The following is a 26,934-nucleotide window of genomic DNA, read 5'->3' as shown; positions in this document are numbered from 1 at the left end:
AAGTGCCCTTTCACCCTCAACCATCATTTTCTTATGGATGTTCTTTCCACTCGTCAGGATTTATTGCAACAGCTTCAGCAGATTAAACAAACAGTTGCTCAGGAATTTGAACCCCTCTCCGAGGCAAAAATTCAGTGGAAACCTGCGCCTGATCAATGGGGAATATTGGAATGCCTTGTTCATTTAAACATGGTGAGTCAGTACTACGTCAATCAGCTCAATTATAAAGTGGAGCGTACGCCCCCGAACGCCCAACCACCTTTGACGTTTGAAATGAGTTTCAACGGTCGGATGATGCTGGGGTTTGTTGACCCAAAATCGTCCCGTAAGATTCCTGCTCCTGGAATGTTTAAACCCAAGCCTTATCACCTTGATACTCAAAAAGTATTGGCCCGCTACAAGGGAATTATTGAAGACTTGGAGAAGGTTTTACAGAAGGCAAATACCATCGACTGGAATACCAAAGTGGTTTCGCCTTTTACTTCATTGCTCAAATTTCGGTTCGGTGATGTCCTGCTTTTTACGATTGCTCATCACCAGCGCCATCTCAATCAGGCGCTGCGAGTTATGCAGCGGGAGGGCTTTCCTAAATCGTAGCATAGCTTCAAAAATGCCCTTTTTTGGCTTGTACGGCCACTTTTTTGAAAAATAGCCCAAAAAAAGATTAAAAACAATAATTGGTTAATGTGCTGATTTTTAGGATGTTAGTCTTTTACTTGTACTTGTTTTATTAAAAATTGCATTTTTTTTATTGTTTTTTCTTTGCTACCACTTGTGTTTAATGGTTTAATCATTAAATTTCGGCCAAATCACGCCAATTTAAGCGTTTTTAAACTTTTTTACAACCATAAAACTTGTTATTACTATGGCCAAATTTGATGAAATCAAAAATCTAGTAATGAGCCTTGAAGGAGACTTTGATAAGTTTTACAACAAAGGTAATCAGGCTGCCGGTACACGTGTGCGCAAAGGAATGCAAGACCTTAAAAATATAGCTCAGGCTATTCGCGCTGAAGTACAGAACTCCAAAAATGCGAAGGAATAAGTAATTCCGAAAAAGACATTAAGAAGCGGACTCGGCAATTTGTCGGGTCCGCTTATTTTTGAGGGTTATCCCCCAAAAGTTTGGGCTATTTTCATGGCTACTCCCATATCACCGTCGATTTTGAGTTTGCCGTTCATGTAAGCCATCATCGGGTTGAGCGAGCCGCTGAGCATATCGAGGGCGTCGCTTGTTGAGATTTCCAGCGTGCAGTCGGCGGGGGCATCTTCATTGCTTACTACGTTGGGAACTTGTTTGGCGTCGATGACAATAACGCCTTCGTCGGTGACAAATTTGACGGATGCATCCAAGCCGCTGTCGATTCCTACGATGGTTTTGATTTGTTCAGTGAGTGATTGAAGGCTCATGCTGAAAGTTGTTTTTAAGAGTGAAAAATACGAATTTGGGGGGCAAGTTAGGTTACTCATTTGTCAACAAACAATAACACTTCCAATTTTTATGAAAAAAAAATGTTTTACATTTCTGTTCATCTTTATGGCTACGCTGACCTTTGCCCAAAAAACCGTTATCAAAACCGACGCCGCTCCCGCGCCAATCGGGCCATATAGTCAAGCCATTGAAGCCAACGGAATGGTTTTTGTTGCAGGGCAAATCGGCCTCAATCCCCAAACACGGCAATTGGTGGCAGGAGGATTTGAAGCGGAAGCCACCCAAATCATGGAGAATATAAAAGCGGTATTGGGAGCCGCCAAACTTTCATTGGACGACGTGGTGAACACCACCATTTACGTAAAAGACCTCGCCAACTTTGCCAAAATAAATGAAATTTACGGCAAATATTTCAGCGGCAACTTCCCCGCCCGCGCAACGGTTGGTGTCGATAATCTTCCTGGAGGAGCTGCGCTCGAAATCGCGGTAATCGCGGTGCGTGGCCCACGGAAAAAATAACCCTTTTGGGGGTGAATCCTCCTTTTTCTATACCCGTCCGACGGTTTCAAACCGTCGGACGGGTAGTTGATAAGCGTTTGGGCATAAATTTTGATGTGTTTGAACCGTTTTGCATTGAGTTATAAGCAACCAAGCGCACCTGCATTTCCATTTTAGAAAAACACACTGTTTCTTTTACTTGATTACATAAACAACCAATAGAAGGATGAAATACAGTTTGGGTAAAAGTATTACTAAAAAATTAGTTGATTTATTTGCAAAACTAAAATTTTAGTTGTTATTTTGTTTCACTATACTGAATCAACCCAATTCGCGGTATTGAACTGTCGGTCGGGAAGTTAGTTACCTACTTTAAAAATTATTTTAACCAACGATTTAACCCAATGAGAGAACTCACCAAAGCCGAACAGGAAATCATGCAAATCCTATGGGATTTAGAAAAAGGGGTAGTCTGGGATGTGATTGAGCACTTGCCAGAGCCCAAACCTGCCTACAATACTGTGTCTACGTTTATCCGTATTTTGGAGCAAAAGGGCTTCATCGACCACCGCGCCATTAGCGGAAAAACCTACGAATATTTCCCGATTGTCAGCAAGGAAGATTATCGTGCCTACGAAGCTAATAAGCTGGTAGATAATTACTTTGAAGGCTCATTGAAAGAGCTGGTGTCGTTTTTTGTGCAGGATAAAAACATCAGTCTTCAAGATGCCGACGAAATCATTAAGATGTTAAAACGCTAGGGTGATGTTTCGATAATTGTCCACTTCAAACGTTTCAAAAATCATGGAATCGTTCATTTATCTTTTAAAAGCAAGTGCAGGGATGGTAGCCTTGTATGGCCTGTATTGGCTTTTGCTGCGCAAACACACCTATTTTAGCTTCAATCGTTTTTATCTATTAGCAGCCCTTTTGATTGCTTTGGTAGCTCCCTTTGTGGTACTGACCGAGAAAGCGCCCGAGCCGTTGCCGATAACGCAAATCACCCTTGAACCTACGACGGTGGTGTACCAACCCGTGGAAGACCCCTTTATGACTACCGAGCAGGTGCTGTGGCTCGTATACGGGTTAGGGGTGATGGTGATGCTCGGGCGTTTGGGCTTTCGGTTGTGGCAAGTGCTCAAGATTATCCGCGCTGGGGAGCGTCAACGCGCTGGTAAATACATTCTGGTGCGGGTCGCTGATGGGTCTATTTCGTCGTTTTCGTTTCTGAATTACCTGGTCGTGAGTCAAAAAGACGCTGAAACCTACGGCGATGTGGTACTGCGCCACGAACTGGTGCATATTCAGGAGCGGCACAGTTTGGATTTGTTGTGGCTGGAATTGGTTCACGTGTTTTGGTGGTTCAATCCTGTTCTGATTTTTTTTAAACGTTCGCTCAAAGAAATCCACGAGTTCATAGCTGATGAGCGAGCCACCAACGGTGACCGAATGCAGTATGCGCACACCTTGGTAGGGTATGCCTTTGGGGTTTCACCCAATGTTTTAACCAATAACTTTTTTGACGCCACTCAACTTAAAAACAGAATCGCCATGTTGACAAAAAATCGTAGTTCGCGTTGGGTATTGGGCCGCTATTTGCTCGCTGTTCCTATTATTATAGGGTTGGTAGTGCTAGTGGCTGCCCGCCGAGCTGAGTCGGAAGTGCCCGATACTGAGCAGGTAATGGCCGAAGAACTCACCGTAAAAGGCCGCATAACGACCCAAGATGGTAAGGGATTGCCAGGGGTAGCGGTTATTGTAGCAAATACCCAACAAGGTACAATTACTGACTTGGATGGGAATTATCTGATTAAAGTTCTGAAAGGGAAGCAATTGGTGTTTTCGTTTGTTGGGTTTAAAACGCAGGTGCTAGAAGTTACGAAAAGTGAGCAAAACGTAATAATGCAACTTGAACCCAAAGAATTAAGTGAAATAGTAGTGGTAGGGTATGGTGCTGAACCATCAAAGGAGGCCGTATCAGAACAGGAAAAGTCAAAACTGACAAAGAATGGTGAGGTTTTTACAGTAGTAGAGCAAAATCCAGAGTTTCCAGGCGGAATGAGTGAATTGGGCAGGTATTTAGCACGCGCTATTAAGTATCCTGCGGCCGCTCAACGTGCTAATGTGCAGGGAAAAGTGTTTGTGCAGTTTGTGGTAGGTAAAGACGGCGAAATTCGTGACCCCAGAATCATGAAAGGTATCGGTTTTGGCTGCGACGAGGAAGCCCTGCGGGTAACGCTAAATATGCCCCAGTGGGTTCCCGGTAAACAAAACGGTAAAGCCGTAGCTGTTCAGTACAACTTGCCTATTGCGTTTGTATTGGAGAAAAAATCAGCTGCGTTATCCAATGGTGACAAAGATCCCGAATTTCCGGGGGGAATGGCTGCTTTACAACAATACATTGCTTCTAATTTAAAATTTCCCGAAGCAGCCCGAAGGGCAAATGTGGAAGGAATTGTAGTAACGGGTTTTACCGTGGCAAAAAATGGAGCAATTAAAGACGTAGTGATTGTCAAAGGAATTGGTTTTGGATGCGATGCAGAGGCCATAAAATTAATTATGAAAATGCCGAATTGGACTCCTGCTACCAAAAACGGAGAAGCCGTAGATACGAAATTTAATTTGCCTATTTCGTTTGATAATACCCCTTCAATCAAATTCAGTCAATCAAAAGACAACGAAAAGATTGCACTTTTGAATAATGGTAAAGTAATTCAGGAAAAAGAGCTTGGGGGAAACAAAGTTTCTGTTTTTTCTACTGGTACAGCTACTGGTTCAGAACCACTTTACATCCTTGATGGTAAAGAAATAAAGAGAACTGATTTGGAAAATAATTTTAATCCTGATGACATTGATAATATCAGTGTATTAAAAGATGAGTCGGCCACTAAAATTTATGGTGAAAAAGCCAAAAATGGGGTGGTGAATATTACGACTAAAAAGGCTGCTGCTGTTAGAAAAGAGGTAGTAGAAAAAAACATGCCTGAAAATGCGCTATGGCTCTTGGATGGGAAGGAGATGGAAAAAGATCAAATTCAAAAATTGAGCCCTGACAGCATTCAAAGTATGAATGTATTGAAGGGAGAAGAGGCTATTAAAAAATATGGTGACAAAGGAAAAAGAGGCGTTATTGAGATAACAACAAAGAAAAACTAGCCCACACAGCAAATTAGTACAGAAGCGGAGGCAGTGCCTTCGCTTTTTTGTTGTTATTTTGCGGTGATAATAGGCGCTTACAGCCCGACAATACGTGACAAATACACAAAAATGATTGAAACCCGTGCTTATGCCCGTGCAGGGCTTTTAGGAAACCCCTCTGATGGGTACTTTGGTAAAACCATTTCTATTTCGGTTCGCAATTTTGGTGCTTCCATTACGCTGCACGAATCGCCCGAGTTGGAGATTGAGCCGCAAACGCAGGATTCCAATGTGTTTAAAAATATATACCATTTACGCGATACAATCAGCACTTTGGGATACCATGGGGGGATTCCGTTGGTGAAGGCGGCGATCAAGAAGTTTGTGGAGTATTGCGAAAGCGAAGCGATTCGGTTGCCCAATCAAAATTTTACCATTCGCTATCGAACCACCATTCCGCGTCAGGTGGGTTTGGCTGGCTCGAGTGCCATTGTGGTAGCTACCTTGCGGGCGTTGATGCAATTTTACAAAGTAGAAATTCCACTTCCCATATTGCCCACGTTGGCGTTGAAAGCCGAAGTTGAAGAGTTGGGGATCACGGCGGGTTTACAAGACCGCGTCATTCAATGCTACGAAGGCTGCGTTTACATGGATTTTTCGCGGGATTTGATTGAAAAACAAGGCTACGGTTACTACGAGCCCATTGACCCGCGCTTGCTGCCAAAACTATACATTGCCTACAAAACGGACCTGAGCAAGGTTTCGGGAAAAGTGTTGAATAATATTCGCCAACGGTGGGAGCAAGGTGAGCCTCACGTGGTGGGTACGCTGCAAAATATCGCAGGCGTAGCCGAAGAAGGCCGTGGGGTGATTAAAGCGCAGAACTATGACCGTTTGAACGAACTCGTCAATCAAAATCTGGACCACCGCGCCGAGATTATGACCATCACCGACCGCAACCGTGCCATGATTGAAACCGCCCGTAATTGTGGCGCTTCGGCTTCTTTTACGGGTTCGGGAGGTTCCATTATCGGCATTTATCGCGACGAAGAAATGCTCAATCGGTTGTTTGTAGAACTTAAAAAACAAAACGCCCGCGTCATCAAACCTTTTATTGTTTGAGTCGTTAATTAGGTAGGAGTTGTTAGGGGCTTTGCGTTTGGAGGCTATACCAAAAGGTGATGATTCTATAACTATTTCCTGACTATATCATGACTCGCCATGCCGATCCTTTCCACCCGAATTTTTGATAATAACCTGCTGACACCGTACCGTCAAGTGGGAGATGCTGACGCTGATGCCGTCGTGGAACAACTCGCCGCTCACGGTGGCAGAGTGCGACTGGCTGAATTTATGCGTTTTTTGGGGAATCCCGAACTTCTCTCTCTCGAAGAGCAGCCACCTTTTGTTCAGACTTTTTTTGCCTTACACAGCCGTCTTCCTGATTTTGCCGATTTGGCCAAAATGGACAAGGGAATGGCGTTTTTTTGGAAATATAACGAGCAAATCGCGCTTATATTAGGTTGCTATTCACTGCCTTACTGCTACGCCGCCGCCGACGGAGCACAGGTGCTTTGGCTGTCGCAACGCATCAAAAATGATACCTTCAAGCGTTTGGAAGAAACGGGTGAATTTGTGTACGGTATCATGCAAGAACGCGATTGGCGCAACGGCCGCAACGCGGTTCGGGTTCTTAAGATTCGCCTGATGCACGCCGTAATTCGGTATTTTACCAAACACGCCGAACAATGGAACCCCGCTTGGGGACTGCCTATCAATCAGGAAGATATGGCGGGAACCAACCTGGCATTTTCTTACATCGTCATTCGGGGGCTTCGCAAGTTGGGAATCACCGCCGCCGAAGCTGATGAAGCCGATTTTCTTCACTTTTGGAGCGTGGTAGGCGCTTTGCTGGGCGTGGAAGAACCCCTTTTACCCCTTAATCTACGCGAAGCATTTCATTTAGACCGTGCTATTTTTCTCCGACAGTTTAAGGCTTCGGAGGCAGGCGTCGGCCTCACCAAAGCGCTGACCAAGGTACTTCAGCAACAGGCCCCTCAGCCCGCGCTGCAAAATTTTCCGTTGGCTCAGATGCGGTTTTTGTTGGGAAAAGAGGTGGCAGATTTGTTGGCTATCCCGCCCGTGCCTTTAGAAGAAGGTATTATCAAGTTTACCGCGCAGGTTCCTATTTTTCAGAAGCTGTTTCGTCAGCCGCGCGCGTCTTCTCCCGTTTTTGAAAAATATGGCCGATAAACAACCCCTGATTTTTATGGAATTTATATTACTTTAGTGGGGAAATTTGTTGTTTATACTGCTTTTTCAGCATAAGTAAACGTTTGAGGCTATGAAAATCTTCATCATTTGTTTAGGGTTTTGTTGGCTGCTGGCAGGAGAGGCCAACGCCTTTGTAGCGGATACCGTGGCCACCACCGTACAGCGTAAAAGCTTTTCTACCCACGACGAAGAAGTGACTTTTTACGATAAAAAAAAGCGCTTTGCCACGCTCCGGATTTACGATAAAGCGGGCCTGTTGCTCACCGAAACCAATTTCAAGGATTACAAGGAGGGGATTCGTCAGGGATTTGCCAAGGGCTTTTATCCCAATGGGGATTTATACTGGATTGCCGATTACAAAAACAATGAGAAGTTTGGGGAGTTCAAGGTGTATTATCCCGATGGCAGTATCAAGCGCCGCGAATGGTATCGCAACGGAATGCGAAAGGACAAGCACTGCTACGATTTGGACGGAAATGAAGTTGAGTTCTACGAATTTTCGGGAGAGCCGATGTTTCGGGGAGGAGAGTATGCCTTGCAGGGGTATCTGCGAAAAAAACTAAAGGATATCCCGCCCGCCGCTACGGAGTTTTATTCGTTTGTGATATTGGTGCAAGCCGATAGCGTGGCCACGCTCCATACCTTCAAAAATAGCTCTTTTGTCACGCTTCAACAATTGGCGGACATCATCAAGGACATGCCCCGTTGGATTCCCGCCCATTTTGACGGAGTACCTTCAGATAGGCTGTATGCCGTCAACTTGATGTTTCGCTCAGGAAATGTGTATCTCACTAACTTAGCGACCAACATGGGAAATATGGCACAAACCAAAAAACAAATCCCCACGCCCCCGACTACACCACCGCCCTTCCCAACTACACGGCGGAGGCAGTAACGAGGTATTTGGTGCCGATGTTGGTGTTATTACCAACATCCTGATAATCATCTTTTTGCCCCAAAATCAGAGCAAAAAAGACCTATTGGTGATAAAACCAAGAGTGGCGAAACAAGACCGTTTGATAACTTTTTTGGTTTTTGACCTAAAATAAAGCTACGTTAAGCTCTTAAAAGAAAAATATGTCACGTTACTAACCACGCCATGAGGGTATCTTTGAAAAATTTGTTGTTATCTCTTTCCCTTTTAATGATTTGGAACTCATTAAGAGCACAATACACAATAATAACACCTGGAAATGCACAACCAAATATCAATACGAATTCTCCCAATAGCCAAGGGGTAGTAATTCCGAATCTAACTACTGTGCAGCGAGACCAGATTCAAGGGCCAGAAAGGGGAGCTATCATATATAATATTTCTTGCGGGTGCTTAAATTATTTTAATGGTATTCAGTGGATAAAACTTACTGAAAATATCTACAGTGACGAATATGCTCCCCCAAGACCAATTATAGGAAGCACTTTAGGACGAGAATATTTCTATGCATCAGGCGCGGATGAAGCAAATTCTATTGCTTTAGTAACTCCAGGTTTAAATACCTCCGAATATTATGTAACAGGTAGGGCATGGAACTCAACTCCATTGTCTCAAGAGAATAAAGATGGCTACTTTATAGCTCGATTTGGCGCTAATTCATGGGAACGAAAGGTAACAGATGCCATAGGATACGATGTTGCTATTGATAATGATGGGAATGTTTATACTACAGGTATTTTTACGGGGACTGTTGACTTTGGATATGGAAATACCCTTACATCACAGGGTGATACTGATATATTTCTGGCAAAATACGATTCAAATGGAAATATACTATGGGCAAGAAAAGCAGGTGGAAGTGGTAGCGATTTAGGGAGGGCTCTTGCCATTAATGGTTCAGTTGTATATCTAACAGGTTATTTTAGCAATACAAATTTTACGATACAATCGCCATCTAATAACATCTCATTGACTTCCGCAGGAGGAAAAGATATTTTCATTGCTAGATATGATACTAATGGAAACCTCATATGGGCCCAGCGAGCAGGAGGAGCTGTTGACGATGAGGCTAAAGACATTAATAAAAATTCTGGAGTTGTAGGGTATTTTACAGGCACAGCCACATTTGGTACAAAAACACATACCTCTAACGGGGGTAAAGATTTATTTTTAGCGTATTTTGATATTAATGGGAACATTGTGAAGTCACTTTCAGCAGGGAGTAATGGTGATGACGTGGCAAATGGTATTAATAATGATGACTTAATTACAGGGTATTTTTCGAATAATTTAAGCATGCCTACTATTAATTCAGGCACGCTAAATGTAAGGTCCTCAGGTGGGAAAGATATGTTTTTGGCGCATATCATAGGGGACTATAATGACTCTTCTAAACTGGTAGCGCGGGTATTAGTGAGAGGGGGCGGTATTAATGATGATGAAGGGGTAAAAGTTACGATGTCTGGAAGTAGTAATTTCGCTCTTATTGCAGTTGCGGGAAACTTTAGTGGCAACGCTGATTTTGGTGGGCCATTTTTAGTCACAAATACCCAAAGTGGCTTTGTTGCTACTTTTTCTTGGGATGGATTTTATCAATGGGGAAAATCATTGAGCAAAACTGTAACTTCCTTCGTTTCTGACATTGGTATTACTTCAGCTTCTAAACCATATATTGTGGGAATTTATGGTACATACCAATGGATGAATCGTCCATATCCTTCAACAATGAGAGTTTGGACTACGGATTAGTTCTGTATTTAATGTTGATGTATTAAAGTTTTGATAATCAATGCGTTTTTTACGCAGTAAAAGTATCCCGTTGGGTGATAAATCCAACAAAAAGGCAAAAAAGGAGCACTTCTCAGCGCCCCTTTTCTGTTGTCAGGCGCTAACCTAACCCTGCTGTTCTGCCAGTACTTCTGCTAACGGTCGGAAGCCAGCGGGGACTTTCTGCGCGTCGTCTTCGGGAGAGTAGGGGTATACTTCCAGAATCGGCGTCAGGTTTACGTCGGTGATTTCGTAAGGAATGAGCATGGTTGCGAGGCTTTTTTCAATGCGCTCGATGGCTTGCTTAGGGCTGTCGGCATTGACGAGCATAAAACTCACAATTTTCTTCTCTTTAATGTTAGCAGCGCCTTTGCTGTCGTCGATAGAAACGTAAAACGTTTTGCATTTAAACCATTTTTCGCCGCCTTCATCTTCAAAGTGAAACACATCCGACAGCTTCATGCGGGTGAGGCTGCTGATTTGAAAGTCGGGGGTATTGTCGGCCACGATGCCGTACAGGCGCGCCTCGGCGTCTGTGTACGAAACTGCATCAACCAAATACGCTTCTGAGATGGATTTGAGCGCTCCGTTTTCCTGTTCCTGTTGATATTTAATTTTTCCTAAGTACCAGCTTGGCATAATGTAATGAGTGATTTAGTGAATTGTGAATTTCCGATTTCCGATTTCCGATTTCCGATTTCCGATTTCCGATTTCCGATTAAATTGGGGCATCAAAGATAGCGGAATTTCTATTTGAGGTCTTTCAAAATCTCTTCGATGGCTTTGTCGAGTTGGGGGTCTTTGTCGGTCAGGCGGTCGGTGAAGGTTTGCTTCACGTAAATATCGGGTGCAGTGCCTTCTTTTTCAATGTTTTTTCCATCCAAAGTATAACAGCCCCACGCGGGTAGGCGATAAAAAGAGCCATCTACGAGTCCTTTACCCGAAGTAAAAATAATCCAGCGGTAGGTTTCTGTGCCAATGATTTTGCCGAGTTTGAGCGCCTTAAAGCCCGTCGCGGTCATTTCGGCGTCAGATAGCGATTGTTCGTTGATTAACAGTACAATCGGCTTGGCCGCCACGCCAAAATTGGGCTGTGGTGTAAGTGTCCCTTCGCGGTATTTCCACTGCAAATAAGGCTTTTGGGCTAAGAAGTTTAGGACCAAATCATGAACATTGCCACCTGTGTTGTAGCGTAAATCCAAAATCAAAGCGTCTTTTTTGTACCAATCGCGGGTCATGTCCTGCACAAACCTGTCGTATTGTCCCAAGCCCATGTCTTTCATGTGGACGTACGCAATGCGGTTTTTTGACTTATCATCCACGTATTTCTGGTTCCAATCCATCCATTCGTCGTACAGATTTCCCGAAAGTGAACCCTGCGGATGCACTCGCACGGTGTAAGCTGTATCGACACCCTTGCGGCGAAAACTCAGTTCCAGCTCGGTGTCGTTGGAGGGTTTGGTAAAATAAAAATCGCGGTTTTGAAGCGTATCCACGGCCATCCCGTTTACGTGCGTCAGCACATCGCCGGGCAATATTTTTTTGCCATGTTTGTCGGCGGCGCTGCGTTTTACTACGCGTTCCACCACGTAAGGACGTTGCGTGTCAAAGAGGACACCTGATTCCATCGTTTGCGATTTGTAAAAAACATCCTCTTCTTTTCCGTTTGAATAAAAGCCCAAATGCGACGCGTTCAGTTCGCCGAGCATGTCGTTAAACAGCGTTCTAAAATCTTCGCGTCGGTTGAGAAACGGCAAGAATTTAGCGTAGCGGTCCCGCAAAACTTTCCAGTCGGCTCCGTGGAAAGTTTCGTTATAAAAATTCTCTTCAACCCCCGCCCACGCCTCGTAGTACATCTGCCGAAACTCCTCTTCCAAGGTACGACGGAAGGTATGATTGATTTCGATTTCGTCGGCTTTATTGGTTTCGTAGTTGAATTTCTTGATTTTTCCAGAGGTTAAAATGTAGTATTTGTCGCCTGTCTGAACCAACTCATACTCATCGGCATCGTCGGCTTTTTCGGTTTTGGTTTTCTGAAAAGGCTCATAAACGCTGCGCCAAAGTTTGTTGTTTCCTTCCTGATGGTCAGATACATAGTACACGTAGGTTTTGGCGTCTTTCTGAATCACGGCAGGCGTACCTTGTTGGCCGTACGATGGCCCCACCTGTTCCATGCGTTCCCATATATCCGTCAAATCAATCTCGATGGGTTTCTCCTCTTTTTTTGGTTTTTCCGCTTTAGGCTTGTCGTCTTTTTGACCTTTTTTCTTTTTCTTATCGTCAACTTTCTTTTCTGGTTCGGCGTCTTTCTTTTTTTCTTCGGGCTTAAACAACTCCTCAAATTTCTCCAAACGGTACGGGTCATCCAGTTTGGTCAGGGCCAGTCTATACACCTTTTGTTTACGCGGCCCAAAAGGATAGTTCGGATTGAGCCTGTCAGACGAAAAATAGATGTATTTGCTATCTGGCGACCACACCGGTTCGCTTTCAGAAATGCCCGTATTGGTCAGGTTGACGGTTTCGTTTTTCTTCAAATGATGCAGAAAAATATCTTTTTCAAAATTGCGAAAAGCCGTAAACATCACATACTCGCTGTTGGGCGAAAAGCGGGGCGAATCATTGTAAAACCCCCATAATTCATCTTTGACAACGGTTTTACTTTCCTTCGTTTTGAGGTCAATCGTGCGGACTTCATTGCGGCCGCTGAGGTAGACGCCCAGCGTGCGGTCTTTATTGAGCGAAATTTGGCGGTTGCTTTGGGTTTCTTTGGTGATTTGGGTAAGCACACCTTTGCCATCGGCACGAATTGTAAACCAATTTTGATAGCCACCAACCGTTTGGCCAATCAACAGGGTTATGGTGTCGGCGAGCCATTTTACTTCCAACACCCGCTCGTTGGGGGTGGTTTTGAGTTGTTTGACAAACTTGCCTTCTAGGTCGGAAACAAAGAGCTCTCCACGTGCGACAAAGGCCAGTTTCTTGTTGTCGGGGGCAACGTCAAATGCTGAAATATTGCCATTCACTTTAAAGTCTTGGCCTTTGGAAAGGGTAAAATTGCGGACAATGTTGAGCTTGACGGGCGCGCTGGTTTTGGTGGCTACGTCGTAAATCCAGGGCTGATAATCTTTTTCAAACACTACCTTACGGCCGTCGGCGCTTACTTGCGGGCGTTTGATGGATTCTTTAAAGCTCGTCAAAGCCGTTTTTTGACCGTTGAGAAAGGTGTAAAGATTATACTCACCGTTGGCTTCATCGGAGACAAAAAATATGTTGGCATTGCGGTCAATGGTAGCCCACATATCCTTGCCTCGGTACTCTGTGTATTTTTTGTAAGCGTTGGTTTTGGGGTTGTACGATTGAATATCAGGGTTAAAATCGCCTTTGTAGCCTTTGCGCATGGCCTGGTCGTCGCTTTCCCAAGTGTCGTTGAAAAACAACTCTCCCGTTGGGCTTTCGGCGATGTTGTGGGTACGGTTGAAATAATGTTTGAACAGACGGCGGGGCGTTCCCCCTTTGATTGAAATCGCAAACGTAGTTCCTCCGTTTTGTGGACCTGACTCAAAATAAATGGTTTGCGAATCCCACGACCACGCCTCCACCAAGTCGTAGGTGCTGTGATGGGTGAGCTGTCGGATGGTGCCACCCTCGATGGGCATAAGGTAGACGTCGCTGTTGCCGCTTTCGGTGCCGCTAAACGCCAGCCACTTGCCGTCGGGCGAAATACGCGGGCGTGATTCGCTGCCCTGCATGGCCGTAATACGGGTGGTGAGGCCCGTCCCTAAGTCTGTTTTCCAGAGGTCAGATTCGTACGCGAAGACCACCGTACTAGCGTCAGGGCTGAGGGTGGGGTGGGTGGCAAAATGAACTTCCGATTGGGCTACTGAAAGCAAAGGGATGAAAGCGTAAATGGCTGCAAAAATGGGTACGCTAAAAAGAGGTTTTAACATGGCTAAGTAAGTGATTATTACGTGAAAGGGTTGTTTTGCCAAAAATAGGAAATTAATACGTAACCGCTTTCCAGTTTTGGAATGCAATTGACGGTGTTTGGTCAAACTTAAAATTAAATTTTATTAGCGCTTGATATAAAAACTATATAGTGCAATCTTTAAAATTCTTTACTTCATCCTTTATTATGTTGCCCTAACCTAACCTACTATGCACTTCAAACACTTACTAAAACCATTTGTTGTTTCCTGCCTTACGTTTTCAATGGCTGCTGTGCAAGCGCAGCAGATTGACGAAGTTTACAACCAAAAAATCAGGGAGTATACCACAGATAGGCGGTTTTTGCCTTCTTCGGTCCTTAATTTGATTGACGACCCTAAGGTGCCTTCACCGCGTAAACATTTTGGGCAGATCATTGGCGCGCCAGGTGTATTGCACCATACGACCGAGATTTACGGGTATTTTCAAAAACTGGCCCAAACGTCGCCTTTTATTACGGTTCAACAACAGGGAATCAGCGAAGAAGGACGCCCCATTCAGCTGATTGCCATCGGTAATCAGGATGCCATGAAGCGGATTGCCCATTACCAAAAGCAACTGGCGTTGTTGGCTGACCCTCGCAAGCTAACTCCGCAAGAAATGGAGAAAATGCTGGGTGATACCAAACCCGTGTATTACCTCAATGGGGGGCTTCACTCGCCCGAAATGGGTTCTCCCGAAATGCTCATGGAACTGGCTTATCGCCTCATTACTGGGCAAACAGAAGATATTAGAACGATTCGCGATAATATCATTGTTATCATCAATCCGGTATCAGAACCCGACGGTTGGGACAAACAGGTGGATTGGTACAATCGCTACACCAAAAATCGTAAAGACTACGACGACGGATTTCCGCGCGTACCGTATTGGGGAAAATACACGTACCACGACAATAACCGCGACGGGCTGCAAATGTCGCAGGCGTTGACCAAGGCCATGTACAAAATTTATTTTGACTGGCACCCCACGGTCATGCTGGATCTGCACGAGTCGGTGCCATTGTTATATATTTCAACAGGAACTGGGCCTTACAACGATGCCGTTGACCCAATAACCATCGGTGAGTGGCAGACCATGGCCAACCACGAAATGACGGCTTTGGCGGCCCAGGGATTGCCAGGGGTATTTACGTGGGCTTTTTACGATGGCTGGAATCCAGGCTACGCATTCTTTATCGCCAACAACCACAATTCCGTCGGGCGTTTTTATGAGACCTTCGGCAATGCAGGGGCTACTACTTACGTGCGGGATTTGTCAAATCAAAAATATTCGGGCGACCCCGTCACTAGCAAAGAATGGTATCGCCCCAATCCAGCCACGGAAAAAGTAAACTGGTCGTACCGCAACAACATCAACTACATGCAGGCGGGGGTGTTGGCGGGACTTACGTATGCGGCCAATAACCGGCGTTTGTTGTTGACCAATTTTTACCAAAAAGGCGTAAATGCCATTAAAAAAGGCAAAGAAGAAACGCCGCGCGCGTTTGTTATCCCTAAAAAACAAAGCGACCCAGTGATGGCCGCGTATTTGGTGAATCAATTACGCGGACAGGGAATTGAAGTGCATAAATCGACTTCAGACGATTACGTGGTTTTATTGGAGCAGCCTTATCGCAACTTGGCCGTATCATTGTTGACCAAACAAAATTATCCGAAAGATACCAAACAACCATCCTATGATGATATTGCGTGGACGTTAGGGTACTTAGATGGCGTAGATGTAAAAGCACTTGACAACGTCAGCTACGCAGCAAGTGACCTTAAATTACTGACTGAAGATGCAAAATATACGGGTAAAGTAGACGGTGAGGGGATAAATTATGTCATTCATTATAAAGCCCAAAACACGGTATTGCCGGCATTGTACTGGTTGAAAAATCAGAATAAAACGAGCAAAGCAATGGTTTTGGAGGCTAAAACGACTTTGGAGGGTGTAAAAGATACCCTGTCGGCGGGTTCGGTAGTGTTGCAGGGGATCACGGCCGACGAAGCCAAAAGCATCACGTCGCAGTTTGGGCTGGATTTGGCGGCTACTACGGCTACCGCTACTGTCAAACAACACGAAGTGACGTTGCCACGGGTGGCTATTTATCACAGTTGGTTCAATACGCAGGATGAAGGGTGGGTACGTTTTACGTTTGACCAACGCGGTATTCCGTATACATCCATTGAAAAAGATGATTTGAAAGCGGGTGATTTACACAAAAAATACAACGTTATTGTCATTCCTAAAATGCGCGGGACGGCTAGCGATTTTATTCACGAAATCGACAAAAAATTTGGCCCATTGCCCTATACCAAAACGCCCGAATTTCCATCTCATGGTTTTCCTGATGCTACAACCGACATGACAGGCGGGCCAGGCTTTGAGGGTGTTAACCAATTGAAATTGTTTGTAGAAGCTGGTGGCGTATTAGTTACCTTGGACAACACTTCAACAATGATTGCCGAAACGGGTATTACCCGCGATCTGGATAAAGTAGAGACCCCCGGGCTTTATCATCCGGGCTCGATAGTGAATGTCAAAATACGTAAATCTGACAGTCCGATCGTATACGGTTATCCTGAAGTGTTCCCGATTTTTAAAGGTATTTCGCCGTTGTTGCAAACCAAAAAGTACAGCCGCGACATGATGGTGCTGCAATACGGTACCAAGCCATTGAAGGAAGAAGAAGAATATACGGGCCCCATCATGGGCTTGCCAGATAAAAAAACGACGAAAGAAACTGCCGCTGCTAAACCTAAAAAGGACGAACCGTATGTGCTTTCGGGAATGGTACGGAACGAGCAGACCATTGTCGGACACGGCGGTATCTTTAACGTTCCCGTTGGCGCTGGAAGATTGGTGGCGTTTACGTTCAATCCTTTGCATCGCTACATCAATCACCACGATGCCCCGATGGTGTGGAACGTGCTGATTAACTGGAATCAGTTGGGATTGGGAACCGCAATGCCTGCCGGAACCGAAGGCAATAAATAACCTATAATAGATTGAACAGTCACGCAAAGGCGCAGTGCACCTTTGCGTGACTGTTTTAATTCCCTAATTAGCTTTTCTTAACCCTTACTCTATGAAGCCTTTTTATGTTTACGCATGTCTTTTTCTGGGGACTTGCCTTTCCCTCTCGACTGTGTCAGCACAGCAGATTGATGAAACCTACAACCAAAAAATCAAGGAAGCCACCACCGACCCGCGTTTTTTGCCTTCGTCGGTATTGGATTTGGCCACCGACCCCAAGATTCCGTCGCCTCTAAAACAGTTTGGACAAATCATCGGCGCGCCAGGGATATTGCACCGTACGGCGGAGATTTATGGGTATTTTCAAAAATTAGCCCAAACGTCGCCCCACATTGTGACCGAGCAGATCGGGACGACCGAAGAAAACCGCCCCATCCAAATGGCCGTTATCGCCAATGCCGCTACCATCAAGCGTCTCGACCACTACAAAAAACAGTTGGCACTGCTCGCCGACCCGCGTAAAGTCAACCCCGCCGATGTACAAAAAATTGTGGGCGATAGCAAAGTGGTGTATTTTCTCAACGGCGGGATGCACGCTTCCGAAACAGGCTCCCCCGAAATGCTCATGGAACTGGCCTATCGACTCGTAACGAGCCAAGCTGAAGAAATCAAGGCCATTAGAGACAACTTAATCGTGATTATCAACCCCGTCTCGGAACCCGACGGCTGGGACAAAATGGTGGATTGGTACAACCGTTACACCAAAAAACGCACCAATTTTGAGGACGGAATGCCCGCCTCACCGCCGTATTGGGGCAAGTACGTGTACCACGACAACAATCGCGACGGCCTCCAAGTATCGCAGGCTATCACAAAGAGTATTTTTAAGGCGTATTTCGACTGGCATCCTACCGTAATGCTCGACTTACACGAGTCGGTGCCATTGTTGTATATTTCAACAGGAACGGGGCCTTACAGCGAAGCGGTAGACCCCGTGGCCATCGGCGAATGGCAAATAATGGCCGACCACGACATGACGACCTTGGCCTCCCAAGGTTTGCCAGGGGTGTTCAATTGGGCGTTTTACGACGGGTGGTATCCAGGTTACGGTATTTGGGTCGCCAATAACCACAACTCCGTGGGACGTTTTTACGAAACCTACGGCAACGCAGGGGCCAATACCTTTATGCGTGACTTGGCTAATGCCAAATTTGCGGGCGATAATGTCACGAGCCGTGAGTGGTATCGGCCGTACCCTGCCACCGAAAAAGTATATTGGTCGTTCCGAAACAACATCAACTACATGCAGGCGGGCGTCTTGGCGTCGTTGGGATATGCAGCGGCCAACGGAAAGTTGTTGCTTAAGAATTTTTATACAAAGAGTCTCAATAATCTCAACAAAGCCGCCAAAGAAACGCCCAAAGCTTTTGTGATAGGCAAAGACCAACGCGACCCCGCCATGGCGGCTTATTTGGTCAATCAGTTACGTACCCAAGGAATTGAAGTTCACAAGGCCGAAACGGGTAAAAATCAAGGTGATTATGTAGTATTGTTGAACCAACCGTACCGCAACTATGCCGTGTCGTTGTTGACCAAACAAAACTATCCCAAAGAAGCCAAATTTCCTCCTTATGATGCTATCGCGTGGACTTTGCAGTACCTCAACGGTGTGACTGTTACGCAGCAAGACACCCTGAAATACGACCTCGCCGACCTCAAGATGCTGACTACTGATGCTAAATTTGAGGGAAAAGTCGACGGGGAGGGTAGCCATTATGTGCTGAATTATAAAGCCCAAAATACGGTTTTATCGGCGGCTTATTGGGTAAAATCTCAAAATGCAAACGCTAAAACCATCGTACTGGACGCCAAAACTACCCTTGAAGGCCGCAAAGATACGCTGGCGCAAGGAGCTGTGGTGTTTACGGGCATCACCGCCGACCAAGCCAAGCAGGTGGCGGCCAAATTTGGTTTTGACTTAATCCCCGCAAAAAACCTCCCTACCGTAAAACAGCACGAAGTAAACCTGCCACGCGTGGCAATTTACCATACTTGGTACCAAACGCAGGACGAGGGTTGGTCGCGCTATACCTTTGAACAGCGCGGCATTCCTTACACATCCATTCACAAAGACCACCTCAAAAAAGGCAATCTACGGGAGCAGTTTGACGTGATTTTGGTGCCGCGCGTGGGCGGTACAGGCGCTAATTTCCTCCACGAAGTAGATACTAAGTTTGGCCCGATGCCTTACACCCAAACCACCGAATTTCCGTCGCACGGTATGCCAAGCAGCACCAACGACATGACGGGAGGCCCAGGCTTTGAGGGCCTTGCGGAGTTGAAGAAATTTGTGGATACAGGCGGGGTATTGATTACGCTGGACAACTCATCGAGCATCATGTCTGACCTGGGCATTGTGCGTGAGTTGAAGCGGTACGAATCACCCACGTTGTTTCACCCAGGTTCGATTGTGCAGGTGAAAGCCCGCAACCGCAACCATCCGATTATGTACGGCTATCCCGAAGTTTTTCACGTGTTTAAAGGTCAGGGGGCATTGCTCCAAACCGAAAAACGCGACCGCGACATGATGCTGATGCAGTACGGCACCAAACCCCTTAAAGAAGAAGAAGAATACAAGGGCCTTGTGATGGGAATGCCTGATAAAAAAGAGGTAAAAGACCCCAAACCAGCAATGCCCAAACCCGAGCCGCCTTACGTGCTGTCGGGCATGGTGCGCAACGAGCAGACCATCATTGGTCACGGGGGGATTTTTAACGTTCCCGTGGGCAAAGGCCAAGTGGTAGCGTTTACGTTTGACCCGCTGCACCGCTACCTCAACCACCACGATGCGCCAATGCTTTGGAATGCGATTTTGAATTGGAATGCGCTGCGGTAGAAAACATAACGTGGGCGAGGTGCTGAACCTCGCCCGCGTTGTTGATAGATGAATAAAGCTGTAAATTTTGTATTTTTTGCTCATGAGCTTAAAATACAAACCATCGGATTACGAAGTGCTAAGCCAGCGCTGTTTCGAGTAGAAGTAAGCGGGCTGGGCGCAGAAAGCTATACCGCAGGTCAACTACGACCTAACACATTTAGGGTGGCTGTTGAAGAAGCTTGGATGGAGTTTGTAGAAGCCCTCCAGCAGAGCGAAGCCGAAGTTAAGCAGTGACGGGAAGAAACGATTTTGGAATTAAAAAAAGCCGCTTTCGTTTATAGGTTTTTCAAGTTTCAATATGAGGCCATTTCCAGGCATAATGGATAATTAGACAAAGAATTACGACTTCTACAACGGCGCCAAACACCATATGCATCCAAGCCTCCCCTGCCAAATTAAATAATGTAAAGGGAATATACACCGCGGCAATAATAATATTTGCCCAGCGATTTATTTTAGCTGGCAGGGCAACCGAAAGGAAAATCATTAGTGCTGGAATTGTGACTGAGGCGAGTGCGGCCAAAAGAAATCCTTGCGTAATATCAAATACAAACACTCTCCCTTTCAGAATATCTTCTATCTTGCTTGGCATATATAAGGCGAAATAATCAACATAGATATAGAGAAACATAAAACTTGCCCACAGCGTGGCAAGTTTTAGTTTCACACTGACTTTGGTGTCTTCCAGTGAGTTTTGTGTAGTCATGGATTATTAATTAAAAATTAAATCCGAAATGTAACCCAGGTTCAGGTGTCCATTTTGGCCACTTGTCATCTTTCTCTTTAAATCCGTTAGGCATTTCAGTGAAGTAAGGACGACCAGCAATACCAAGAGATGGTTCTATGAAAGCCCTATCCTTAAAGAGCTTAATGTGATAGCCAATTCGATAAGTGTTGAATATAATGAAACCCTTACCCACCTTGTCACCGTTTTCATTCTTATATTTTTGCCACATTGGCGTTACATGTACTGCTGCGTAAAGACCTTTCCAAAAATACCTTTGATAAGCTAAGCCAATTCCATATTCTCTTATATAACCAGGATATTTCTCTTCAGGTGTTCCGTATGCCTCATTATAAAAGGGGTTAATACCAAGTGGCCAAGCATGTTTCCAAGTTATTAGTTCAAGAGAAATAACATCTTTTCCTGTAATACGATAACCTAAATTCAGCTGAGCAAATCCTGGAGGGTTTACTTGATCAAAATTACCCAATAAAAATAAAGTGCTACCAACGAACCACCGTTTGTAAGTGCTGTCTGTTTTAGCATATTGTGCATTCACCTGTAAACTGCTTACCAACACTAAGGCAAGTCCAATCCATAAAATTTTCTTTTGCATGTCTGTTTTAATTGATGTTAAATGATACTGCAAAAGTAGATTGGCAATAGACCTAAAATCGTTCACTTAAGTTAAGAAATGAAGTTGCTCTTTGCTTTTTTTCAAGATTCTTGCTCCTAGTCTGTGGCCGAGTGACGGAGGTTTAATCCCCAAATAGCCCGCTAATTGGTGTTGTGGAGATGTTAAAATTGCAGGTATAAATACTAAAAGTTAAACCCAAAATGAAGCCCAGGTTGAATAAAGTAGTTAGGCCATTTTTTTTCTACTAATTTAAAAGATTCTGGAACATTTGTTCTTACAGGCCAATAACTACATCCAAGAGCTGGTTCAAAGAAGAAACGGTTTTTAAAAAATTTAAACTGGTAACCCAAATGGAAGTTCAGATATAAAGTGTAGCCATTTCCAATCTTTTTTTTATTCTCATCCATATATTTTTCAAAAGCATTCAATGCATGAACGGATGTATAAACCCCTTTCCACCAAAAACGCTGGTATCCTATCGTAGGTGCAAGTATGCGTGCATGGCCAGGATAGTTTAGGCCCGGTGCATCAAATGATGGTCCAAAAGGGATACCTATTGGCCAAGAATAAATAGATCTTTTAAATTCAAAGGAAACAACATCTTTAGGTGTTATTCTATATCCAACATTTAATTGTACATACTCAGGGTTGTTTACTTTGGAAAAATTTCCTAACATCAATAATGAACTCCCAACAAACCACCGTTTGAAAGTGCTGTCTTGTTTGGTATGTTGTGCTTTAACTTGTAGAGTATTTGTCATCATTAAGGTCAAAGCGAACAATAAAATTTTCTTTTGCATATCTGTTTTAATTGATGTTAAACGATAATGCAAAGGTAGATTGAGGTGGGGCCTAATCTCGTTCACTTAAGTTAAGTAATGTACATTACCCCTTATCTTTCTCAGTAATTCTTGCTCTTAACCTACTTAAAGATTGTGGTTTTATACCTAAAAAACTTGCTAATTGGTGTTGAGGCACACGTTGAATAAGGTCTGGTCGTGATTGCAATAAATTCAAATATCGTTGTTCAGGAGAAGAAGTCTTAAACTCGTCAAAGTCTATTCGTTGTTTAGCTAACAATTCTTCCGACAGTATTCTACACATTATTTCAAACTTTGGGAATTTACTATTAACTTCTACTTCCATATCAGAATTTGAAACTGTAAGTATCGTGTCTTCTACACAACTTATATAATATTCGGACGGAGTTTTGTTTATTACACAAGGGGGTGTAAAAGCTTCCATTTCTGTGTAGAAAGCTGTAGTTTTTTCTTCACCATCCAACACATAATATGTTCGAATACAGCCTTTCAGAACAAAGTAGCTTTCTTTCGATTTTTGTCCTTCTTTGAGTAAAGTCGTCCCTTTCTTTACCGAGCGAAATATGTCCAAAGAAACGAGTGCGTTCTGCTCATCTTCTGTCAGTGAAACATATTTTGATATAAAGTTAAATAGTATTTCTTGCATTGTTTTAAATGTTATTATTGCCTTCGTTACATTTGCCACCAACGGTTTTCGGCTTGACTCTAGTTCACTTTCATTACTTGAGCACACAGAAGCATAAAAGTAACGATACTTTTAAAGTAACTCAAAGACACTACTTTATTCATGTGAAAAAGTTATCAAAGGATAGTAACAACGTAAATCTAGTAAAATAGCGTAGTGAGTGAGGGGGAATCAAACAAAAAAGCCCTAAAATCAATTTTAGGGCTTTTAGAAATTGAAATATTTCTTCTAATTTATTGATAATGAGCCAGTTGGGCAGAGAGGAAGAGATTCGAACTTCCTCTCTATAAAACGTTGAATACGAGGCTTTTCCGCTGTGCGGAAATAATGACGTAATTGCAAACGTAATCGTGAATGGGTAAAAAATTAGGCAGATTGCCCAATTTCTTCTTTTTCTCCCCAAAGCAGGATCACCTTTGCCTCTTCAATTACGCCATCAAGCTTTCCCAATTGGCCCTTCAGCATTTCAATCATAAATCGCTGGTCGGCTATGACGCTATTTTTTTGTTCAAGCAGTTGCTCGTATTTCGTACTTAAAAAATGCTCAATCTTCTCAATCATTTGATTGCCTCCATCTGCCTGCTTATTTCGTATGGGTTCTCCTTCTCCCATAATTAGCCAGTCCCGACTTACCTGCGGATATACACTAAAGATAGCCTCAAGCAATTCATAGCCGGGTTTGCTTTTCCCATCAACAATATTATTAATGGTTGTGGAGGTTTTGCCAATAGAAATTGCAAAAGCGTTATTCGACTTTCCAAGAATACTTATCAATTCCTGAAATCGCTCATTGATTGTGCTCTGGTGCGTGTCCATTATTTTATTTTTTGATTAAATATTTATTCTAATGTAAGTAATTGATTAGTAGCGTATTGTGAAAAATTAATTAAAATTATAATTCTAATTTTAGAATTAAACTTGCAGTAATTAGAATTATAATATATAATTGCACATGATTTGATACAAATATTGTAACAAAAAGTGTAATAATCAATACCGTTAACTAAAAATGGCTACCCTAAAACAACACGTAAAACTTCTGGCGCAATCAGATCCAGAGCGGTTTGCGGAGTTCGAAGCCGAACTCGCACGTGCAGGATTGTACAGCCACTTCCAACGAAGCGTGCTTGCCCACCAAAAATACAACCTCAAAAAGATGCGTGCGCAGCTGGTCCCTATTTTGAAAGATTTCTTTCCTTTTGAGGATTATCATTTTTCTACTAATACAATACCCTCGCTTCCAGAATTTTCACTCCAGTCATGAACGAAGCTCGTTTTTGGCTGGAAGGCCTCCTGATTTGCTCCGCGTTGTTCGGAGTTCCAGCCCTGATTATCTGGCAATTAATTCGAATTTATAAACTCATATCAAAATGGTTCTAACCCTTCAAATGGTGGGGCTGGTGGTTACTAGCGTGCTCACAATCGCGGCTTTTTGGCTTTTGCGAGACTTGCGTAAAGACGCCAAGACCTTCACCGAGCAATCCCGCTTTAACAAGAAAAAGTAAGTTTCACGACTAACATCTAGGCACTAATGACACAACGACAACAACGTATCGGAGCCATGAAGGCAGCCTTGGCCCGATTCAAACCCAATACCCTCAGCGAGCACGAAGAGCGAGGGATATTGGACACCATAGTTAGGAACTGCGCCCTGCTCGGCGAAGGTCCACTCACTTGGCTTTTCGACTGCGCGATGTACAGTGGCCACCCCATACAACAAGCTACCCTCTCTAGTGGAGAGCAGATACCGCGCGGCGGACCGTTATTGGCTTGCCCACGATGTGGAGAAAAACGATTCAAAAACGACCAAGCAGTAAATGGCCACATGAGAGTCTGTAAGAAAGGAGGAAACAAGAAATGAGAACGTGGTATGAGTCACTATTGGAGCGCAATACGCGCCTGTTTATAGACGTAAAAACGGCCCCTCGTGCTGATGGATTTGGCAAAAAGGAGCTGACTATTTTGGGCTTTTTGCACATGAATCGCCTCGGTACGTGGGATGTATTCATCGACAACGGCGAAGAAATGGAAGAGCTTGGCGGACGGCGTGAATTGTGGGAAGCTCAACAGCTCCTCCAGCGTACAATCAAAGAGCGTGAAGAAGCCCGACTTGCTAAAGCTTTGCCATCATGAAAAAGACGCAAAACGTGGAGACCCTTGGAGAGAAGGTTTGTGCTGATTTGGAACGATTACATAGCAGGTGGATGCAGTGGGAAAAGCGCCTGCGAAAACACCGCCGACGCAAGCTTAAAGATTACTTGCTCAACGGTGGAATCATCTACGAGCTGTATTTGGAAATGAGAAATTATGCGGCGTTGGAGGATTTCCTAACGTCGTCATTGAACGGATTTTAGTGTAGTTAAGGGTTTAGGTTTGTCAAGGTGCGAACTACTTTCTTAGGTCGTAAATGGTTTGGGTAATTCCTGAATAGTGTATCGGGCACGGTGTTGAGAAACATCAGAGCGGGTTCGACTCCCGCATCAGGAGCAGGGTAGGGACAGAGTTTCTACATCCGGTTCGCCGGTTCTACCTCAACCGCGCTGGGTAACGCCAGCGCGGGGAAAGGGGATTTATTGGCTTTATTTTTAACGTATACACCTTATGGTCTATGCCACAATTACCGAGAATTGACAGTACGGAGGCGTATGTTCGCTTTCTGACATTGTACCGAAAACACAATGACAGCTGCCCAGCGCCCTCGCACACCCGTAAGAAAAAATGTTTGGACGGTACGGTGGTGGAGGTGACGATCCACCGCCGTACTGGCCTCATACCCGAGCAGGTCAAGACGACTTTTCACATGATGCTCAAGAAGTACGTTGATAATTATAACTACGTACGGGAAAAGCTGCCAGACTTTGTGTACGACGAATCAGACCGCTATCCATCTCTGCTTATGAACAACGCCCGAATGGGCGAATGGTGCGATTGTAGCGATAGAACCATCTACAATCACCGCAAGCAGCTGGAGACCTTGGGAGTCATCAAGACCAAATTTCGTGGCCGTAGGAACGATTATGAGCTGTGGATAACTCCCGAAATTCTGTTTGGGAATGGCGAAGAAGCGAAAACCGAAAACCCTTCTAAAACGCCAAAAATCGACTTTTTAGCCACTCACGGGAAAACTTTTCCGCATAGTAATACCAACGGAGTGATTATAGAAAAAGAAAATGACAATGCGGAAACGTTGAAAAGTGGATACAGAGAGAACAGTTACGGAGAGAGGGGTGGAACAGAGACGCCTAAGAGTCCAAAGGAGGGGCTTTCGGAGCCGATAGCACAGAGTGAGGGGCTGGGGGCGGCGCGGCGGTCAAAGCAAGAAATAATGGCTCAGGCGCAGCAAGAACGCGATTTAAGGGCCGATACCCTCAAAAGCAAAATGACGCCTGCCCTGCCCGTGGGCTTGGAAAAGCATTTTGGGGAGCTGCTGGTTAAGTTTTGGATGTATGCCTGGAAGGTACTGTATCCAGATCGGGAATTCAGCAAAGAACAGCAAGAAGCGGCGTATGTGGCCATTTACCACGGTGTATACAACCGCTTCGATGATGCCCGCGATGGCAAGGGATGGGCTGATTTTCAGGCCCGTCAGCTGGAAAAACTGGATAAAGCCGCCAAATACTACGACCATCACCCCGATGCCTATCTGCCTGACCCTTATGCCGTTCAGATACGTGGCAAGGGTTATTTTGACCAAGAAAATGAGCGCGGTTTTGCGGGATTAGAGGCATGGATGAAGCGTGACGAGGTAAGAAAGGCCAGCCGAAAATACATTTATGAGCAGGAAAAATCCCGACGAGAGGCAAAGGCGGAAAAATTATTGAAGGAGGCCCGACGGGACTTTGAGCGCCTTGCTCTTGGTGCTGCTCAACGGCAGGAAGTACGCGGCAAAACCCAACTGCAGCTCTGGAATTATTACCGCCTCATCTTTGCGGGCCTTGGCAAGCAGTACGAACGGAAATTTGCTCAGCAGTACCTTGACCAACAAGCCAGTGGCTTCACACCGCCCAAATACTACCAAACCAAACGCCAGCGCAAGATGTATGCCGCCGATACCATCGTGGTAGAAGTGGATGAATGGATGACCGAAGGTGATTGGTATTACTCTGAGTTATAACCTGTTTTCAATTTTCAATCAATAAAT

General features: G+C 44.6%; 26 protein-coding genes. 18 read left to right on the top strand and 8 right to left on the bottom strand.

The window, feature by feature from the left end:
• The first annotated feature begins 33 nt into the window (after positions 1-33).
• Positions 34-597, top strand: a complete 564-nt coding sequence (locus tag GVN20_RS24955; RefSeq protein WP_166560965.1) for a DinB family protein — start codon at positions 34-36, stop codon at positions 595-597.
• A gap of 268 nt (positions 598-865) precedes the next feature.
• Positions 866-1,045, top strand: a complete 180-nt coding sequence (locus GVN20_RS24950; protein ID WP_166560964.1) for a histone H1 — start codon at positions 866-868, stop codon at positions 1,043-1,045.
• Between the two features lie 65 nt (positions 1,046-1,110).
• Here the strand turns inward: GVN20_RS24950 and GVN20_RS24945 are convergent, their stop codons facing one another.
• Entirely contained in the window at positions 1,111-1,410 is a 300-nt protein-coding gene (locus GVN20_RS24945; protein ID WP_166560963.1) for an SCP2 sterol-binding domain-containing protein, read from the bottom strand.
• 91 nt (positions 1,411-1,501) lie between these two features.
• Here GVN20_RS24945 and GVN20_RS24940 point away from each other — a divergent pair, with 91 nt between their 5' ends.
• The 7 genes from GVN20_RS24940 (at position 1,502) to GVN20_RS24910 (ending at position 10,025) form a co-directional block, all read left to right on the top strand.
• The gene (locus tag GVN20_RS24940; RefSeq protein WP_206023370.1) at positions 1,502-1,951 is read left to right on the top strand and encodes a RidA family protein; all 450 of its coding nucleotides are present in this window, start codon (positions 1,502-1,504) and stop codon (positions 1,949-1,951) included.
• Positions 1,952-2,334: 383 nt separating this feature from the next.
• Positions 2,335-2,691 (top strand): BlaI/MecI/CopY family transcriptional regulator, encoded by a 357-nt coding sequence (locus GVN20_RS24935; RefSeq protein WP_114069313.1) that lies wholly within the window; start codon positions 2,335-2,337, stop codon positions 2,689-2,691.
• A gap of 43 nt (positions 2,692-2,734) precedes the next feature.
• Complete coding sequence (locus GVN20_RS24930; RefSeq protein WP_166560962.1) at positions 2,735-5,086, top strand: TonB family protein; 2,352 nt, start codon at positions 2,735-2,737, stop codon at positions 5,084-5,086.
• A gap of 111 nt (positions 5,087-5,197) precedes the next feature.
• A complete protein-coding gene (locus GVN20_RS24925) occupies positions 5,198-6,190 on the top strand; it encodes a mevalonate kinase (protein ID WP_166560961.1) in 993 nt (330 codons plus the stop codon).
• 99 nt (positions 6,191-6,289) lie between these two features.
• Positions 6,290-7,321: an oxygenase MpaB family protein gene (locus GVN20_RS24920; RefSeq protein WP_166560960.1), complete on the top strand. Its 1,032-nt coding sequence runs from the start codon at positions 6,290-6,292 to the stop codon at positions 7,319-7,321.
• A 91-nt stretch (positions 7,322-7,412) separates the two neighbouring features.
• Positions 7,413-8,237, top strand: a complete 825-nt coding sequence (locus tag GVN20_RS24915) for a toxin-antitoxin system YwqK family antitoxin (RefSeq protein ID WP_166560959.1) — start codon at positions 7,413-7,415, stop codon at positions 8,235-8,237.
• Between the two features lie 204 nt (positions 8,238-8,441).
• Positions 8,442-10,025 carry a hypothetical protein gene (locus GVN20_RS24910; RefSeq protein ID WP_166560958.1) on the top strand — a complete coding sequence of 528 codons (1,584 nt, stop codon included), beginning with the start codon at positions 8,442-8,444 and terminating at the stop codon, positions 10,023-10,025.
• A 144-nt stretch (positions 10,026-10,169) separates the two neighbouring features.
• On the opposite strand, the gene GVN20_RS24905 is transcribed toward GVN20_RS24910, so the two are convergent.
• Positions 10,170-10,682, bottom strand: coding sequence for a DUF4494 domain-containing protein (locus GVN20_RS24905; RefSeq protein ID WP_166560957.1), 513 nt, complete (start codon positions 10,680-10,682; stop codon positions 10,170-10,172).
• Positions 10,683-10,792: 110 nt separating this feature from the next.
• Complete coding sequence (locus GVN20_RS24900) at positions 10,793-13,990, bottom strand: S41 family peptidase (protein WP_166560956.1); 3,198 nt, start codon at positions 13,988-13,990, stop codon at positions 10,793-10,795.
• 208 nt (positions 13,991-14,198) lie between these two features.
• On the opposite strand from GVN20_RS24900, the gene GVN20_RS24895 reads away from it, so the two are divergent.
• The 3 genes from GVN20_RS24895 to GVN20_RS24885 all read left to right on the top strand — a co-directional run bounded on the left by GVN20_RS24895 (position 14,199) and on the right by GVN20_RS24885 (position 20,160).
• Positions 14,199-17,009, top strand: coding sequence for a M14 family zinc carboxypeptidase (locus tag GVN20_RS24895; protein WP_166560955.1), 2,811 nt, complete (start codon positions 14,199-14,201; stop codon positions 17,007-17,009).
• Positions 17,010-17,100: 91 nt separating this feature from the next.
• Positions 17,101-19,884 carry a M14 family zinc carboxypeptidase gene (locus GVN20_RS24890; RefSeq protein WP_166560954.1) on the top strand — a complete coding sequence of 928 codons (2,784 nt, stop codon included), beginning with the start codon at positions 17,101-17,103 and terminating at the stop codon, positions 19,882-19,884.
• A 48-nt stretch (positions 19,885-19,932) separates the two neighbouring features.
• Positions 19,933-20,160 (top strand): hypothetical protein, encoded by a 228-nt coding sequence (locus GVN20_RS24885; protein WP_166560953.1) that lies wholly within the window; start codon positions 19,933-19,935, stop codon positions 20,158-20,160.
• Between the two features lie 52 nt (positions 20,161-20,212).
• Here the strand turns inward: GVN20_RS24885 and GVN20_RS24880 are convergent, their stop codons facing one another.
• The 5 genes from GVN20_RS24880 to GVN20_RS24860 form a co-directional block, all read right to left on the bottom strand.
• Positions 20,213-20,632, bottom strand: a complete 420-nt coding sequence (locus GVN20_RS24880; RefSeq protein ID WP_166560952.1) for a DUF6326 family protein — start codon at positions 20,630-20,632, stop codon at positions 20,213-20,215.
• Between the two features lie 10 nt (positions 20,633-20,642).
• Complete coding sequence (locus GVN20_RS24875; protein ID WP_166560951.1) at positions 20,643-21,266, bottom strand: hypothetical protein; 624 nt, start codon at positions 21,264-21,266, stop codon at positions 20,643-20,645.
• Positions 21,267-21,469: 203 nt separating this feature from the next.
• A complete protein-coding gene (locus tag GVN20_RS24870) occupies positions 21,470-22,087 on the bottom strand; it encodes a hypothetical protein (RefSeq protein ID WP_166560950.1) in 618 nt (205 codons plus the stop codon).
• A gap of 85 nt (positions 22,088-22,172) precedes the next feature.
• Positions 22,173-22,754 carry a Crp/Fnr family transcriptional regulator gene (locus GVN20_RS24865; RefSeq protein ID WP_166560949.1) on the bottom strand — a complete coding sequence of 194 codons (582 nt, stop codon included), beginning with the start codon at positions 22,752-22,754 and terminating at the stop codon, positions 22,173-22,175.
• A gap of 405 nt (positions 22,755-23,159) precedes the next feature.
• Positions 23,160-23,609 carry a helix-turn-helix transcriptional regulator gene (locus tag GVN20_RS24860; RefSeq protein ID WP_166560948.1) on the bottom strand — a complete coding sequence of 150 codons (450 nt, stop codon included), beginning with the start codon at positions 23,607-23,609 and terminating at the stop codon, positions 23,160-23,162.
• Between the two features lie 193 nt (positions 23,610-23,802).
• On the opposite strand from GVN20_RS24860, the gene GVN20_RS24855 reads away from it, so the two are divergent.
• From GVN20_RS24855 to GVN20_RS24835, 6 genes are all read left to right on the top strand, one after another.
• The gene (locus GVN20_RS24855) at positions 23,803-24,057 is read left to right on the top strand and encodes a hypothetical protein (RefSeq protein ID WP_166560947.1); all 255 of its coding nucleotides are present in this window, start codon (positions 23,803-23,805) and stop codon (positions 24,055-24,057) included.
• A gap of 106 nt (positions 24,058-24,163) precedes the next feature.
• Positions 24,164-24,298 (top strand): hypothetical protein, encoded by a 135-nt coding sequence (locus tag GVN20_RS29955; RefSeq protein WP_255455459.1) that lies wholly within the window; start codon positions 24,164-24,166, stop codon positions 24,296-24,298.
• Positions 24,299-24,324: 26 nt separating this feature from the next.
• Entirely contained in the window at positions 24,325-24,654 is a 330-nt protein-coding gene (locus tag GVN20_RS24850) for a hypothetical protein (protein WP_166560946.1), read from the top strand.
• The gene (locus GVN20_RS24845) at positions 24,651-24,926 is read left to right on the top strand and encodes a hypothetical protein (RefSeq protein WP_166560945.1); all 276 of its coding nucleotides are present in this window, start codon (positions 24,651-24,653) and stop codon (positions 24,924-24,926) included. Before GVN20_RS24850 ends, GVN20_RS24845 begins: the two co-directional genes overlap by 4 nt.
• A complete protein-coding gene (locus GVN20_RS24840) occupies positions 24,923-25,147 on the top strand; it encodes a hypothetical protein (protein WP_166560944.1) in 225 nt (74 codons plus the stop codon). Before GVN20_RS24845 ends, GVN20_RS24840 begins: the two co-directional genes overlap by 4 nt.
• A gap of 254 nt (positions 25,148-25,401) precedes the next feature.
• A complete protein-coding gene (locus GVN20_RS24835) occupies positions 25,402-26,907 on the top strand; it encodes a hypothetical protein (RefSeq protein WP_166560943.1) in 1,506 nt (501 codons plus the stop codon).
• The last annotated feature ends 27 nt before the right edge of the window (positions 26,908-26,934 follow it).

Source organism: Runella sp. CRIBMP, from assembly GCF_009905605.1.
Taxonomy (GTDB): domain Bacteria; phylum Bacteroidota; class Bacteroidia; order Cytophagales; family Spirosomataceae; genus Runella.
Note: the sequence above shows the minus strand (reverse complement) of the source record. Positions and strands in the feature narration are given on the sequence as shown.